Here is a 13,491-nt window from a genome sequence, read left to right on the forward strand (position 1 = left end):
CGACAGGCACGCGTATCCGGCGTTGGCTATCAGGCGCCGGGAATGAAGTGCTTCTGAGCCGTACCGCGCGCGATCAGACGCGACAGGTAGTCGAGCTTCTGCGCATCCTGATCGACAAAGCGGAAGGACACTTGCAGCCACTCGCTGTCAGGCTTTTGCTCGAAGGCGGCCACTGAATGCAGGTAGCCGTTCAGGCGCGCAACTTCATTGCTCTCGCCCTGTTCGAGGTCAAGCACGGCGCTGTCGAGAACCTGTGGCAGGTTCTCGCTGTGGCGCACCACCAGCGTTGCTTCCTTGAGCGTCAGCGCCTTGATCACGCAGGGCTGTGTGCCATTGGGCAGGCGCAACTGACCTTGTCCGCGACCGGCAGGCGGTGCTGACTTCGGCGCCGCAGGTGCAGCTTTGGGAATGCTCGCAGGCGCTGAAGCAGGCGCGGAGCGAAGCACTTCGGCCTTGCCGCCGGTCAATGCACTCAGGGAGTCATTAAGTGGCGAACTCATGCGCGCCGGCGCCGTGGACATGACCGCATCCAGCTTGCCGACCTTGGCCAGCGCTTTCTTGACCTTGGTCAGCAACTGCTCGTTGGTGAACGGTTTGCCGACAAAATCGGTGACGCCGGCCTGAATCGCCTGCACGACGTTTTCCTTGTCGCCACGGCTGGTCACCATGATGAACGGAACCGTCTTCAGGTAATTGTCTTGCTCACGGCACCATGCCAACAGCTCAAGACCGGACATCTCAGGCATTTCCCAGTCGCATAGAATCAGGTCGAACTCTTCTTTGTTCAGCAACACCTGAGCCTTGCGGCCGTTGACTGCGTCCTCGGTATGAATCCCGGGGAAATAATTGCGCAGCCCTTTCTTGACCAAGTCGCGAATGAAAGTCGCGTCATCCACCACCAATACACTGACCTTACTCATCGACGCTCCTGCGGACGTGTTCACCTGGAGGCGAACTGCGATATGCCAACACGCCCTTTGTTTCGGCAAGCATAGCGTTGACTAGTAGCCAACAGCCATATTGATTGACTGCGCCGCGACATTTAATCCGCAGGCGACTGAAATACTGCGCTGCACAATGAAAAACGCCCAGCGCATGCTGGGCGTTTTTCTTGCAGGCAATCTTACTTATCGTCAGCGGCGCCCGGAACATTAGCGGTTTCGCTCGAGATACCCTGCACTTCTTCCTTCATGCGTTTGAGGCCCATGTGCCGCACGTCGGTACCGCGCACCAGATAGATCACCAGCTCGGAAATATTACGTGCGTGATCACCGATGCGCTCCAGAGAGCGTAGCACCCAGATCACATTCAGCACGCGGGAGATCGAGCGTGGATCTTCCATCATGTAGGTCGCCAGCTCGCGCAGGGCCGTTTTGTATTCACGGTCGATGATCTTGTCGTACTGAGCGACCGACAAGGCCAGTTCGGCGTCGAAGCGTGCAAACGAGTCCAGCGCATCGCGCACCATGTTGCGCACCTGATCGCCGATGTGACGCACTTCGACGTAACCGCGTGGCGCTTCACCCTCTTCGCAAAGCTGGATCGCACGTCGGGCAATCTTGGTGGCCTCGTCACCGATGCGTTCCAGGTCGATCACCGACTTGGAAATGCTGATGATCAGACGCAGGTCGGAAGCGGCAGGCTGACGACGCGCCAGAATGCGCAGGCATTCTTCGTCGATGTTGCGCTCCATCTGATTGATGCGGTCGTCCACCTCACGAACGCGCTGCGCCAGGCCGGAGTCGGCCTCGATCAGCGCGGTGACCGAATCGTTGACCTGCTTCTCGACCAGGCCACCCATTTCGAGCAAATGGCTGCGAACGTCTTCGAGTTCAGCGTTGAACTGTTGGGATATGTGATGCGTATGGCTGTCTTTGTGGATCATGCTGGGTGTCCTTGGAACGTCCGGTTTAATTGCGAAAACGCAGCGGTGGTTCAGGTCTGACGAAGCACGTCCTAGCCGTAACGACCGGTGATGTAGTCTTCAGTCTGTTTTTTTGCCGGGTTGGTGAACAGCGTATCTGTATCACCGAACTCGACGAGCTTGCCCATGTACATAAATGCGGTGTAATCCGACACCCGAGCCGCCTGCTGCATGTTGTGGGTAACGATCACAATGGTGTATTTGGATTTCAGTTCGTAGATCAGTTCTTCGACTTTCAGGGTCGAAATCGGGTCGAGTGCCGAACAAGGCTCGTCGAGAAGCAGAACTTCCGGCTCCACGGCGATGGTTCGGGCAATGACCAGACGCTGTTGCTGACCGCCGGACAAGCCCAGTGCCGACTCATGCAGCCGGTCTTTGACTTCATCCCACAACGCAGCGGCCTTCAACGCCCACTCGACAGCTTCGTCGAGTACGCGCTTCTTGTTGATCCCCTGAATACGCAGCCCGTAAACCACGTTTTCGTAAATCGTCTTGGGGAACGGGTTCGGCTTCTGGAACACCATGCCGACGCGGCGGCGCAATTCTGCGACCTCCTCGCCCTTGGTGTAGATGTTATGCCCGTACAGGTTGATCGCCCCTTCAACGCGGCAGCCGTCGACCAGATCGTTCATGCGATTGAAGCTGCGCAGCAACGTCGATTTGCCGCAACCAGACGGGCCGATGAACGAGGTCACTTTCTGTTTCGGGATGTTCAGGGCGATATCGAACAGCGCCTGCTTGTCGCCGTAAAACAGATTCAGACCCGGCACTTCGATGGCCACGGTTTCGTCGGCCAGGTCCAGGCCTTGCTTGTGACGTCTCAGGGCCGACATGCTCATGCCGCGGGTCGGGCTTTCGTGTTGCATGGATTGCTCCTGTGCGAACCATTCGTTTCATCGGGCCACCCTCCTTGCTCAGGGGGCGGCACACGGATCAGTTATCCAGCGCCTTGTACTTTTCCCGCAAGTGATTGCGAATGCTGACCGCCGACAGGTTGAGCAAGGCGATGACCAGCACCAGCAGCAATGCGGTGGCATAAACCAGCGGACGCGCCGCCTCGACATTGGGGCTTTGAAAGCCCACGTCGTAAATATGAAACCCCAGATGCATGATTTTCTGATCCAGGTGCAGATAAGGGTAGTTGCCATCCATCGGCAGCGACGGCGCCAGTTTGACCACGCCGACCAGCATCAACGGCGCGACTTCGCCAGCGGCACGGGCCACTGCCAGTATCAGGCCGGTCATCATCGCCGGGCTGGCCATCGGCAACACAATTTTCCACAGCGTTTCGGCCTTGGTCGCGCCCAGCGCCAGCGAGCCTTCGCGCAGTGACAGCGGGATCCGCGCCAGCCCCTCTTCAGTCGCGACGATCACCACCGGCACAGCAAGCAGCGCCAGGGTCAGCGATGCCCACAGCAGGCCCGGCGTGCCAAAGGTCGGCGCGGGCAGTGCTTCGGGGAAGAACAGACGATCCACCGAGCCGCCCAGCACGTAGACAAAAAAACCGAGACCGAACACGCCATACACAATCGCAGGCACCCCGGCGAGGTTGTTCACCGCGATGCGGATCAGCCGGGTGACCGGACCCTGCCGCGCGTACTCACGCAGGTACACCGCCGCCAGCACGCCGAAGGGCGTCACGATCACAGCCATGATCAGGGTCATCATCACCGTGCCGAAAATCGCGGGGAAGATACCGCCTTCGGTATTGGCTTCCCGGGGGTCGTCGCTGAGGAATTCCCAGAGTTTCTGGAAGTAGAAACCCAGTTTGGTCACGGTGCTCATCGCATTGGGCTGATAGGCATGCACCACTTTGCCCAGACTGATTTCAATCTCTTTGCCGTTGGCATCGCGCGCGGTCAGGCTGTCGCGATCAAAGTCCCGATGCAGCCCCTCAAGACGCTCTTCAATGACGCTGTAGCGCGCGTCCAGTTCGGCACGCTCGGTCGCCATGTCAGCCTGGGCAGCGGCATCAAGGCTGCCGGCCAGTTCCAGTTTGCGGGCGCGCAAGCGCAGACGTTCGATGCCGTGGTTGATGGCGCCTATGTCTTTTTTCTCCAGGCTGTACAGCTCGTCTGCCAGCTTCTCGACGCGTTTGATCCGCTCTTGCAAAGCCGGCCAGGCCGCTTCGCCTTCGGCCACGACCCGGCCGTTTTCCTTGACGTTGACCAGGTAGCCATAGAAGTTGCCCCATTCACGACGCTCCAGCGTCATCAACGCTGCGGGGCGGCTTTGCCCGGTCAGCCACTCGCCGATGACCCAGGTGAAATCACTGGGGTTGAGGTCACGGTTGCCCACCTTGAACAACTGGCGGGTCATGAACTCCGGTCCTTGAGCGGGCACGGGCAAGCCTGCGCTTTTCAATCGCGCACGGGGCACTTGCTCCTGCTCGACCCGCTCACCGACCAGAACATGCGCTTCCTGATCGGGCACCGCGTACTGCGCGGAAATCAGATCGGAGGGCCAGAAGTGGCCCAGACCGCGCACGGCGATCACCGCCAACAGGCCGATGGTCATGATGACAGCAATGGATACGGCACCCGCACTCATCCAGACGCCAGGGGCGCCGCTTTTGAACCAGCTCTTGAGGGAGTTCCGTTTCACGAACTTCTACCTTCCTTACAGCGACGAGTATTGCTTGCGCAGACGCTGACGAATCAGCTCCGCGAGGGTGTTCATCACAAAGGTGAACATCAGCAGCACCAACGCCGCCAGAAACAGCACCCGATAATGACTGCCGCCGACTTCCGACTCCGGCATCTCCACGGCGACGTTGGCGGCCAGGGTACGCATGCCTTCAAACAGGTTCATGTCCATGATCGGCGTATTGCCGGTGGCCATCAGCACAATCATGGTTTCGCCCACCGCCCGGCCCATGCCGATCATCAACGCCGAGAAAATACCCGGGCTGGCGGTCAGGATGACAACCCGCGTGAGCGTCTGCCAAGGTGTCGCGCCCAGCGCCAGAGAGCCGAGGGTCAGGCTGCGCGGCACACTGAACACAGCGTCTTCGGCAATCGAATAGATGTTCGGGATCACCGCAAAGCCCATCGCAATCCCCACCACCAGGGCATTGCGCTGATCATAGGTAATGCCCAGCTCCTCGCGAATCCACATGCTCATGTTGCCACCGAAGAACCAGCTTTCCAGGTGCGGGCTCATGCTCAGTGAAAACCAGCCCACCAGCAGCACCACCGGGATCAGAATCGCGCCTTCCCAACCGTCGGGCACTCGCAGGCGAATCGAATCAGGCAAACGGGTCCAGAAAAAACCTGCCAGCAAAATACCGATAGGCGTGAGCAGCATCAGGCTGAAAATACCCGGCAGGTGCCCTTCCAGATAAGGCGCCAGAAACAGCCCGGCGAAGAAGCCGAGAATCACGGTCGGCATCGCTTCCATCAATTCGATCACCGGCTTGACCTTGCGGCGCATGCCCGGTGCCATGAAATAGGCGGTGTAGATCGCTGCGGCCACCGCCAGCGGCGCGGCCAGCAACATGGCATAGAAAGCGGCTTTCAGGGTGCCGTAAGTCAAAGGCGCCAGGCTCAGCTTGGGCTCGAAATCGGAGTTGGACGCAGTGGACTGCCAGACGTATTTGGGCTCGTCGTAGTTTTCGTACCAGACCTTGCCCCACAGCGAACTCCAGGAGACTTCCGGGTGCGGATTGTCCAGAACCAGCGGCAGCAACCGGCCCTCACTTTCGATCAGAATGTGATTCGCGCGGGGCGACAACGCCAGAATGCCCGGCCCTTCTGCGACCTTCTCGACCAGCAGTGTACGGTGTGCCGTGCTGTGGAAAACGCCCAGCTTTCCGGCGGTGTCCAGCGCGATGAAACCCTTGCGACGCTGTTCGGCCTTGATCTGATCAATCGGGGCGCTGCCCATCTTGAAATCACGGATGCGCATCAAGCGCTGTTCGCCGTCGGTGTCACGGGCCATGAACCACTGAGCCATGCGGCCCCTGGAGTCGCCGATGATCAGCGAAATGCCGCCGACCAACTGAGCGCTGGCCGTGATCTCGGCATTGCCGTCTTCCAGCAATTTATAGCGGCCATTAAGGGCGTGGTCCCGCAGGCTGAAGACGTCGGCCTGCGCCCGGCCATTGATGACATACAACCATTGCTGGCGCGGATCGATGTAGATCGCCTTGACGGCCGCAGACGTCTGCGGCAACTCGATGCGAGTCTGCTCACGGGTCATTTCGCCAGTCATCAGGTTTTCTTTTTGCTCAAGCGACATGACGTGCAACTGAGTGCCGGTAGAACCCGCCACCTTCACGCTGTCGGCGTCTGCGCTGACGGTCACATGCTCGACCGCACGCCCTGCCTCATCCAGCACCAGCGGCGCTTCGCCGTAGGGCCAGGCAATGCTCGGGGTGATGGTTTTCTGATTGTCCGGGTACGTCGTCAGGTAGGAATGCCTGAAAATCAGCACCTCCCCGTTGGACAGGCCCAACGCGATCAGCGGCGCACCGGGCTGGTCTTTGCCGATGGAAGCCACGGACACACCGGGGGGCAGCGGCAAGGCAACCCGGTGCAGTTCTGTGCCGTCCTGAATATTGAAGAAAATCACCTCGCCCTTGTCGGAGATGCGCATCCCGATCAGGTTCTGCTCTTCGATCGTGATCAGCAGCGGCTTGCCGGCTTCCTGCATCCAGCCGGCACTCAGCGCAGGCGCGGTGGTCAGGCTCGCCCCCTTGAACAGCGGCGCAACGACATAGGCCAGGTAGAAAAAAATCAGGGTGATGGCGGCGAGCACGGCCAGGCCGCCGATGGCGACGTACCAGTGAGTCAGGCGATCCTTGAATGCACGAACCCGACGCTTGCGCAGCATCGCAGGCGTGTTGAAGTCGATCCGCTCTGGAGGCGAACTCTGATTCATCGAAGGTTTGACCAGCTCATTCATGCGCACACACCGTAACCGCCTTGTATGACAAAAACATTACAGCAAGATGACGCAAGAAAGCCCACTGCCATGAAAACCGGCAGCGGACTGTTCAAATGGTGCGCAGGCCAATCCATTGAGCCTCGCTGAATCAGGATTACTTCGCCACTACACTATTTGCCCCTTGCAACAGGCCAAGATCGGTCAGGGTCTTCTCCACCACGCGGGCGGGCAGCGGGATGTAGCCGTCTTTCATCACCACTTCCTGGCCCTGCCTCGACAGCACCAGCTTCACGAACTCGGCTTCCAGCGGTGCCAGTGGCTGATTGGGTGCCTTGTTCACGTACACATACAGAAAGCGCGACAGTGGATAAGTACCGTTCAGGGTATTGGCTTCGTTGTCTTCGACAAACTCACCGCCCTCTTTCCTGGCCAGCGGAACGGTTCTGACGTTGGAGGTCTTGTAGCCGATGCCCGAGTAGCCAATGCTGTTGAGCGAGTTGCTGATGGAGCTGACCACCGACGCCGAGCCGGGCTGTTCGTTGACGTTGGCTTTGAAGTCGCCCTTGCACAGGGCCTCTTCCTTGAAATAACCGTAAGTGCCCGACACCGAGTTGCGACCAAACAGCTGGATCGGCTTACCCGCCAGATCACCCGTCACACCCACATCGCCCCAGGTTTTCGCATCAGCCTTGGCACCGCACAAGCGTGTTGCGGAGAAAATCGCGTCCACTTGTTGCAGGGTCAGGCCCTTGATCGGGTTGTCCTTGTGGACAAACACCGCCAGTGCATCGACCGCTACCGGGATGGCCGTCGGTTTGTAACCGTGTTTCTGCTCGAAGGCCGACAACTCGCCGTCTTTCATCTTGCGGCTCATCGGCCCCAGATTGGCGGTGCCTTCGGTCAGGGCAGGCGGTGCGGTGGAGGAGCCGGCTGCCTGAATCTGGATATTCACGCTCGGGTATTCTTTCTTGTAAGCCTCGGCCCACAAGGTCATGAGGTTGGCCAGGGTATCGGAACCGACACTGGAAAGATTGCCCGACACACCAGAGGTCTTGGTATAGCCCTTGATGGCGGGGTCGACGGCAGCGAGCGTATTGGCGGCCGCGACTCCGGCGGCAACAAATGTCAGTGCGGTCATCAAACGCTTGAGTGTCATGCCTTGCGCTCCTGGCAGGGTGTGTCGGTGTTCACGAGCCTGGTCGGCCAGCGTGTGAACACTCTATGAACTGATTATGACAATAAGATGAAAAGGCCGCCCCCCGGAGCCGGGGGACAGCCTTTTGCAGTGTCGACACGTAAGCCGTTATTTCAGGCAGCGAAGATCAACGCTTTCTGGTCAGCAGGAACACACCGATGGCCATGCCCAGGCCACACAGAATCGCGACATACCAGGCAGGCCCCATCGGGCTGCTCTTGAGCATGAACGTGACGACCATCGGTGTCAGGCCACCGAAAATGGCGTACGCCAGGTTGTAGGAGAACGACAGTCCGGAAAAACGCACCACCGGCGGGAAGGCCTTGACCATGACATACGGCACCGCACCGATGGTGCCGACAAACAGGCCTGTTACGGCGTACAACGGAAACAGCACGTCCGGGTGGCTGCCGAGGACGTGATAAAACGTCCAGGAACTGACCAGCAGACCTGCACTGCCCAGCAGAAACACCCAGCCCGCCCCAAAACGATCCGCCAGCGCACCCGCCGCGATACAGCCGGCACTGAGGAAGACGATGGCCAGGCTGTTGGCTTTCAAGGCCGTGGCTGCAGGGAAGCCGTAAATGGTTTGCAGAATGGTCGGCGTCATCAGGATCACAACGATGATGCCGGCCGACAGCAGCCAGGTCATCAACATCGACAGCGCAACGGCACCGCGATGATCACGCAGCACCGCCTTGAGCGGCACCTCTTCAGCCAGCGCCTTGCGCAGTTGAAGCTCGGCAAACACCGGAGTCTCGTGTAGCAGGCGACGCAGGTATACCGACATCAGGCCGAACACACCGCCCAACAGGAAAGGAATACGCCAGGCGTAGTCGGACACTTCGACCGGGGTGTAAATGCTATTGATTGCCGTGGCCACCAGCGAGCCCAGCAAGATGCCTGCTGTCAGGCCGGCGGTCAGCGTACCGCAGGCATAACCGACGCGACGTGCAGGTACGTGCTCCGACACAAACACCCAGGCGCCCGGCACTTCACCGCCGATGGCAGCCCCTTGAATGACGCGCATCAACAGCAGCAGGATCGGTGCCCACATGCCGATCTGCGCGTACGTCGGCAGCAGGCCCATGATCAGGGTCGGCACGGCCATCATGAAAATGCTCAGGGTGAACATCTTCTTGCGCCCCAGCAGATCGCCGAAGTGCGCCATGATAATGCCGCCCAGCGGCCTTGCCAGATAACCGGCGGCAAAAATACCGAACGTCTGCATCATGCGCAGCCAGTCGGGCATGTCCACCGGGAAAAACAGCTTCCCGACCACCGCCGCGAAAAACACGAAAATGATGAAGTCGTAAAACTCCAGCGCGCCACCCAGAGCAGACAGCGACAGGGTTTTGTAATCGCTGCGGGTCAAAGGCCGCGCAGGCTGCGTGGAACCGGAAGGAACAGATGACATGACAAGGCTTCTCTTTGCTTGTTCTTTGAATAGGGCGAGCGACAGCTACGCTGGCTGCTGCGGGGTGGCGTGCAGAAGCGATTGTCCGGGGCAATTGTGCAGATAGGCACCAAAATTGCGTGTACAGGCAGTCTTGTTACCTGTAGAGGTCCAGCAAGATAGCAAATTGCTTTCAAAAAACACATGTCAAGAACCGCATCAATACAAAATGAAAACCCGACGGTCGTTCTGTGACGCAACGCCCGATATACTCCCGGGTCGTCAACAGTTTTGGGAAATTGTGCGAAAACGTCTGAATCAGCGGGTTTCGCAGAGTTTCCCTTAAGGCCACACCGGAGCTGAACACACAATGTTCATGCGCATGGTTTTGAATGGCCCCTGTTAACCGCAGCACACAATAATGAGAGTCATGGGTCAGAGGCACCCTAGGCATGATCGAGCTCGAACAAGAAGATCCAACTCCGCAAGGCGACCTTGCACTGCAAATCACCGCCCTTCCCCGTGAAACCAATGGCTTTGGCGATATCTTCGGCGGCTGGCTGGTCTCTCAGATGGACCTGGCCGGCACGGCAATGGCCAGCAAAGTGGCAGGTGGCCGTGTGGCGACCGTGGCGATTGATCGCATGGCGTTTCTGGTGCCGGTGGCTGTCGGCGAGCAGTTGTCCTTTTACACCCGCACCCTGGAAGTGGGACGCACCTCAATCAAGATGATGGTCGAAGTGTGGAGCGACGACCCGGTCACCAGTGAGTGGCGCAAGGTAACAGAGGCCGCATTCGTGTTCGTGGCCATCGATTCCAGCGGCCGGACACGCTCGGTTCCCGCGCGGCGGTAAATTGTCGCTCGGCTACAGATTGGCTGCACGGGTAAACTCGCCGAGCGTGAAGCGGTCTATTTTCGTCACGGTCCTTGAGTGAGAACTTTGCATGCCAACATCCCCGGTTGAACCCACTGTTGAATCCGTCCAGTACGACGAGCTGAATTGCTGGCGTATCCGCCACGGCGAGGCAGAACTGCTGGTCGCCCAGCAAGGCGCACACATTCTCAGCTATCAAGTGGCCGGACAGCAGCCGCTGGTGTGGCTGAATGAAGAAGCCGTCTTCAAGAAAGGCAAACCTATTCGTGCGGGCATGCCGATCTGCTGGCCGTGGTTCGGCAACCTGGAACGCAACCCGCAAAGCGTGCAAGCCATGCGCAACAGCAGCGAACCGGCCAAGGCCCACGGCGAGGTGCGGGCGCTGGACTGGCAATTGCTCGGTATCGGCGAAGACGGCGATGCTCTGCTGGTCGAGTTCGTCCTTCCGGAAGCCGAAGGCCATTTGCCAGGCTGGCCTCACAACGTTGCCCTCAAACTGAGCATCCGCCTGGACCACGCTCTGAATGTCAGCCTGGTCAGCTATAACTGCGGCACAGCACCCGTCACGCTAAGCCAGGCGCTGCACACCTACTTCGCCGTCAGCGATGCACGCCAGGTCAGCGTCGAAGGGCTCGACGGCCTGACCTACGTTGAAACCCTGGAAAACTGGGAAGAGCGCGAACAGGCAGGCGACCTGACCTTCGCCGGCGAAACCGACCGCATCTACAAGGACACGCCGGGCGTGCTCAGCATCGTCGATCCGGAGTGGCAACGACGCATCCACATCCGCAGCCTCGGTTCGAAATCGGCCATTCTGTGGAACCCGTGGATCGAAAAAACCGGCAAATTCACCGACATGGCAGCCGACGGCTGGCAGCGCATGGTCTGCGTCGAAACCGCCAACGTGCTGGACGACGTGGTTACGCTGGCGCCGGACCAGATGCATGTACTGGGCGTGAGTATCTGGAGCGAGGCGCTCTGATAGCGCGTTGCTTAACGTCAGTCGATCAAAGGTCCGACTCAACCACCACGCGGACCTTTGACGCATCCATCGCGTACGCCGCGTCGGCCAGGTCGTTGTTGACCTTTTCGATCTTCAGGGTGCCTTCAACCCACAGCGGTGTGTAGATGTCATCCAGCTTCAGCCCCTTGGGGTAACGCACCAGCACCAATTGGTTGGGGGGCGGTGGCGGGACGTGGATGCAGGCGCCGGGGTACGGCACGAGGAAGAACAGCGTGCTGTGGCCTTTGGCATCGGTTTCGAGGGGGACGGGATAACCGCCGAGACGAATGGCCTTGCCATTCATTGCAGGGACTGTCTTGGTCGAATACATGACCGCAGGCAACCCCTTGCTCTGCTTCAACCCACCCTTGCTGTCGAACGTGCCCATCGCTTCCGGGGAATTGTGGTCAATCTCGGGCATGGCTTCGAGGGCTTTTTGATCGGACTTGGGCATCAGCTCAAGCCAGTCGGTTTCCGGCAATTGCGCGTGAGCAAGCCCGGACACCAGCAGAAGAGTCATCAACAGATAGCGACGCATGATAAAGCTCGGCAATGGGGAGAAGAGTTGCCGCGCATTCTAGCCCTCTGCGCCGTTCAGAACAGAGGGCTGAACATTAAACGTTATTTCTTTTTGATCATGCCGTAGATGACCAGCAGGATGATTGCGCCGACCAGTGCGCCCAGGAAACCTGCACCCTCGCCTGCATGGTAGATGCCCAACGCCTGGCCACCGTAGGTAGCGGCAAGCGAACCGGCGATACCCAGCACGATGGTCATGATCCAGCCCATGCTGTCATCGCCCGGCTTCAGGAAGCGAGCCAACAGACCGACGATCAGACCGATAAAGATGGTTCCAATGATACCCATGCCATTTCCCTCTGTATTAAGTGAATATGCCTGAGCCACTAGCAGCCCTGACCTACTGCTATCTGAGAACAGTGACAGGGAATGGTTCCGGCGAAATAACGAGTTTGAGGCGAGGTGGAAAATTCTTCATGAATGGCGGGGCTGAGCCGGTCCGAAGCTGAACGTCGGAGATCGGCACGGCCTTTAAAAACGGCATTCCGAACGCTTCAACGTCGGAATGCCAGCGCGGAGCCTCGGCACGACAGTCAGTAAAACCGCCAGCGTCAGCCTATCAGCGCTTCGACCTGCTTCACCTGACGATCCAGCGTGGCGCGGTCAGCGCTGCGGACAGTGGCGTGGCCCACTTTGCGGCCAGCCTTGAAAGCCTTGCCATAGTGATGCAGGTGGCAGTCTTCGATGGCAGCGACCTTGTCCACCGGTGGCACTTCACCAATGAAGTTGAGCATGGCGCTTTCGCCCACTTTGGCGGTGGACCCCAGCGGCAAGCCGGCAACCGCCCGCAGGTGGTTTTCGAACTGGCTGCACTCTGCACCTTCGGTGGTCCAGTGCCCGGAGTTGTGTACGCGAGGGGCGATCTCGTTGGCTTTCAGGCCGCCGTCGACTTCGAAGAACTCGAACGCCAGCACACCGACGTAATCCAGTTGCTGCAAAACGCGACCGGCGTAATCTTCAGCCAGCGCCTGCAACGGGTGATCGGTACTGGCAATGGACAGCCGCAGAATGCCGCTGTCATGCGTGTTGTGAACCAGCGGATAGAAGCGGGTTTCACCATCACGCGCACGCACCGCAATCAACGAGACTTCGCCGGTGAAAGGGACGAAACCTTCCAGCAGACAAGGCACGCTGCCCAGCTCGGCGAACGTACCCACCACATCGGCCGCCGAGCGCAGAACCTTCTGGCCTTTGCCGTCATAACCCAGGGTGCGTGTTTTCAGAACGGCAGGCAGCCCGATGCTGGCCACGGCAGCGTCCAGGTCGGCCTGCGACTGGATGTCAGCGAATGCCGGCGTCGGAATGCCCAGGTCCTTGAACATGCTTTTCTCGAACCAGCGGTCACGCGCGATGCGCAAGGCTTCGGCACTTGGGTAGACCGGGACGAACTGCGACAGGAACGCGACGGTTTCAGCCGGGACGCTTTCAAACTCGAACGTCACCAGGTCGACTTCATCAGCCAGTTGGCGCAGATGGTCCAGATCGCCGTAATCGGCACGCAGATGCTCGCCCAGCGCGGCTGCACAGGCATCCGGCGCAGGATCGAGAAAGGCGAAGTTCATGCCCAGCGGCGTACCTGCCAGGGCCAACATGCGGCCCAGCTGGCCGCCACCGATTACACCGATCTTCATG

Annotated in this window: 12 protein-coding genes; 2 read left to right on the forward strand and 10 right to left on the reverse strand. The window is 59.3% G+C overall.

All coding sequences use genetic code 11. The annotated features are described in order from the left end of the window. Positions 1-29 precede the first annotated feature (29 nt). The 7 genes from BW686_RS08815 to BW686_RS08845 all read right to left on the reverse strand — a co-directional run bounded on the left by BW686_RS08815 (position 30) and on the right by BW686_RS08845 (position 9,423). On the reverse strand, positions 30-920 hold the full coding sequence (locus tag BW686_RS08815) for a response regulator (RefSeq protein WP_084915956.1): 891 nt from the start codon (positions 918-920) through the stop codon (positions 30-32). Positions 921-1,123: 203 nt separating this feature from the next. Then, complete coding sequence (gene phoU, locus BW686_RS08820) at positions 1,124-1,885, reverse strand: phosphate signaling complex protein PhoU (RefSeq protein ID WP_005895114.1); 762 nt, start codon at positions 1,883-1,885, stop codon at positions 1,124-1,126. Between the two features lie 71 nt (positions 1,886-1,956). Beyond that, the gene (pstB, locus tag BW686_RS08825; RefSeq protein ID WP_005895112.1) at positions 1,957-2,790 is read right to left on the reverse strand and encodes a phosphate ABC transporter ATP-binding protein PstB; all 834 of its coding nucleotides are present in this window, start codon (positions 2,788-2,790) and stop codon (positions 1,957-1,959) included. A gap of 67 nt (positions 2,791-2,857) precedes the next feature. Beyond that, positions 2,858-4,474, reverse strand: coding sequence for a phosphate ABC transporter permease PstA (gene pstA / locus BW686_RS08830; protein WP_179149225.1), 1,617 nt, complete (start codon positions 4,472-4,474; stop codon positions 2,858-2,860). 69 nt (positions 4,475-4,543) lie between these two features. Next, positions 4,544-6,829, reverse strand: coding sequence for an ABC transporter permease subunit (locus BW686_RS08835; protein WP_179149214.1), 2,286 nt, complete (start codon positions 6,827-6,829; stop codon positions 4,544-4,546). Between the two features lie 136 nt (positions 6,830-6,965). Next, a complete protein-coding gene (locus BW686_RS08840) occupies positions 6,966-7,967 on the reverse strand; it encodes a phosphate ABC transporter substrate-binding protein PstS family protein (protein WP_084915958.1) in 1,002 nt (333 codons plus the stop codon). A 166-nt stretch (positions 7,968-8,133) separates the two neighbouring features. Further along, positions 8,134-9,423 carry an MFS transporter gene (locus BW686_RS08845; RefSeq protein WP_084915959.1) on the reverse strand — a complete coding sequence of 430 codons (1,290 nt, stop codon included), beginning with the start codon at positions 9,421-9,423 and terminating at the stop codon, positions 8,134-8,136. Between the two features lie 431 nt (positions 9,424-9,854). Between BW686_RS08845 and BW686_RS08850 the strand changes: the two genes are divergently transcribed. Then, on the forward strand, positions 9,855-10,256 hold the full coding sequence (locus BW686_RS08850; RefSeq protein WP_003378389.1) for an acyl-CoA thioesterase: 402 nt from the start codon (positions 9,855-9,857) through the stop codon (positions 10,254-10,256). Positions 10,257-10,347: 91 nt separating this feature from the next. After that, positions 10,348-11,259, forward strand: a complete 912-nt coding sequence (locus BW686_RS08855) for a D-hexose-6-phosphate mutarotase (protein WP_084915960.1) — start codon at positions 10,348-10,350, stop codon at positions 11,257-11,259. A gap of 25 nt (positions 11,260-11,284) precedes the next feature. Here BW686_RS08855 and BW686_RS08860 read toward each other — a convergent pair whose 3' ends face one another. The 3 genes from BW686_RS08860 to BW686_RS08870 all read right to left on the reverse strand — a co-directional run bounded on the left by BW686_RS08860 (position 11,285) and on the right by BW686_RS08870 (position 13,490). After that, positions 11,285-11,818 (reverse strand): DUF3299 domain-containing protein, encoded by a 534-nt coding sequence (locus BW686_RS08860; RefSeq protein WP_084915961.1) that lies wholly within the window; start codon positions 11,816-11,818, stop codon positions 11,285-11,287. 83 nt (positions 11,819-11,901) lie between these two features. Then, entirely contained in the window at positions 11,902-12,147 is a 246-nt protein-coding gene (locus tag BW686_RS08865) for a GlsB/YeaQ/YmgE family stress response membrane protein (protein ID WP_003378385.1), read from the reverse strand. Positions 12,148-12,410: 263 nt separating this feature from the next. Then, entirely contained in the window at positions 12,411-13,490 is a 1,080-nt protein-coding gene (locus tag BW686_RS08870) for a 5-(carboxyamino)imidazole ribonucleotide synthase (protein WP_084915962.1), read from the reverse strand. Between the last annotated feature and the right edge of the window lies 1 nt (position 13,491).

Origin of the sequence: Pseudomonas syringae (assembly GCF_002157375.1) — a bacterium.
Lineage (GTDB): Bacteria > Pseudomonadota > Gammaproteobacteria > Pseudomonadales > Pseudomonadaceae > Aquipseudomonas > Aquipseudomonas syringae_T.